This window comes from Streptomyces sp. NPDC005070, assembly GCF_053600395.1.
In genome coordinates, this window is sequence record NZ_JBSFZS010000444.1 from 1 (window position 1) to 1730 (window position 1730).

A 1730-nucleotide genomic window follows, 5' to 3' on the forward strand; every position below is an offset into this window, starting at 1 on the left:
GCGCCAGTTCACGGACCGCCGCGTACGAACCGGCGAAGCCGATTCCGGCGATGACGAGCGCACCGGCGACGACCATGCCGATGAGAATCTTGTGCGGGCGGCCGAGCCTGGCAGGTGGCCTCGTTCCCGCGGTGTCGTACTGCCGGTTCTTCCGGGTGGCTGTGCTCATAAGGCGGGCCCCTGTTGGCTTCTGCTGCGCAGGAGTTCGTTGATGAGCTGTTCTGTTTCGGTTTCCAGGGAGCAGTCGAGGGCGGCGTTGACCTGTTGGATGCGAGAAATGGCGGTGTGCAGGCCGACCCTGTTCCCGGCCGTCGATTCGAGGACGAGCAGGTCCCGGTAGAGCAGTTCTGCCGCCTCGTCGACGTCGAGCCCCGTCGCAATGGCCGCCCGTGCGGCACCGAGATCGTGGTACGGGCCTTTTGAGGTGCGCAGGGTCGCCACGGTGTGGGCGACATCGACGATCCGAGTGATCATCTCCTGCTGGTGCGGCTCCGCCCATGCCGGCGGCCGTGTGCCGAAGGGTCGGGCGCGCACCAGGGATAAGGCCTTCTCCAGCTCGGGCAGCCCGTCAGGGCCGTGGGGGAGTGCGTGTTCGGCGAGCTGGACGAAGCGTGTCCAGTCGCAGCGCACACCGTCAGCCAGCCGGTAGGGGGTGTCGCCGTCGCGGCGGCGCGGCACATACGGGTTGCCGTTCTCGTCGTTGCCCAGGGCGCGGCGCAGGCCTTGGAGGCGGGCGTTGAGGGTGGCAGGTGACCAGGGGCTGATGGGGTCCATGGCGGCACAGAGCACGTCGGCTGCGCGGGCGGGGCGGAAGTAGAGCAAGGCGGCGAGCTGGCCGGAGCGCGGGCCGTGGCCGGTATGGGCGACCCCGTCCACCTCGACTGGCCCCAGCACCCTGATCTCCGGCCCGAGCCAGCTCTGCCTGGCCTCTTCGCCGCCGGTTTCCTCAACAGGACCTGAAATGTGGGCTGTTGGAGCGGTTCCGGTGGCGTCTGCCCTGCTCGTACGCCCACCGTCTGCCCGCGGGGCGCCGGTACTGGCAGACGAGGACGACCGCGTGGACACCAGGGGCAGTGCGGCGGGATCCACGGAGGCCTGCAGCAGCGCCGGGAACACGGCATCGTCCCTGTCCGCGTCCGAGCCGTCCGGTGCCGAGCTGCTCCGGCTGGGCGCGGGAGCCGTGCTGTCGTCGACGGCCGGTTCCGCTTGTCCGCCGGGCGCGGCCTGCTCCTTGGGGTCGGGCTCGCCGGGAACGTGCTGCCAGGCCCCCTGCGCCGGGTGGGCGGGCTGGCCGGAGACGGCGAGTGCGGTGACGATCTGCTGGTAGGCGGCGTGCTCCAGACGCTGTATCAGGATGTCGGTGCCGAGCGGGTCGAAGCGCTGCGGTGTCTGCGCGGAGACGGCGAGGATGTCCGCCTCGGGAAAGTAGCCTGCGGTGGTGCTGGTGGTCGGGGCGATCAGCGTGACCGGGATCGGCAGGTTCTTGCCGAGGACGTCGGCGAACTGCCAAGCGGTGTCGTCGTCCAGGGAACTCGCGCACAGCACCACATACGGGTGGTGGGCGGTCTCGGGCATCTGGTGGACCTCCAGCAGCCGCTCGGTCAGATCGCGCAGGGCGTGTGCCGCCTGGCGCATATGCACGATCCGGGAGTTCGGCAGCAGGGTCGGCAGTTCCTCGCCGAACCCGACGGCGACGATCTCGACGTCCTGGGCCCACGGGCTCATGCCCA

1 protein-coding gene and 1 pseudogene are annotated in these 1730 nt (G+C 70.1%); both read right to left on the reverse strand.

Annotation, left to right across the window (positions count from 1 at the left end):
* Positions 1–169 (reverse strand): annotated as a pseudogene (locus ACWEBX_RS40070) (DUF2637 domain-containing protein); the annotation flags it as partial.
* Positions 166–1730: AfsR/SARP family transcriptional regulator (locus ACWEBX_RS40075; protein ID WP_451889626.1), on the reverse strand; the 1565-nt coding region annotated here is incomplete at its 5' end. The pseudogene ACWEBX_RS40070 and the gene ACWEBX_RS40075, both read right to left, overlap by 4 nt.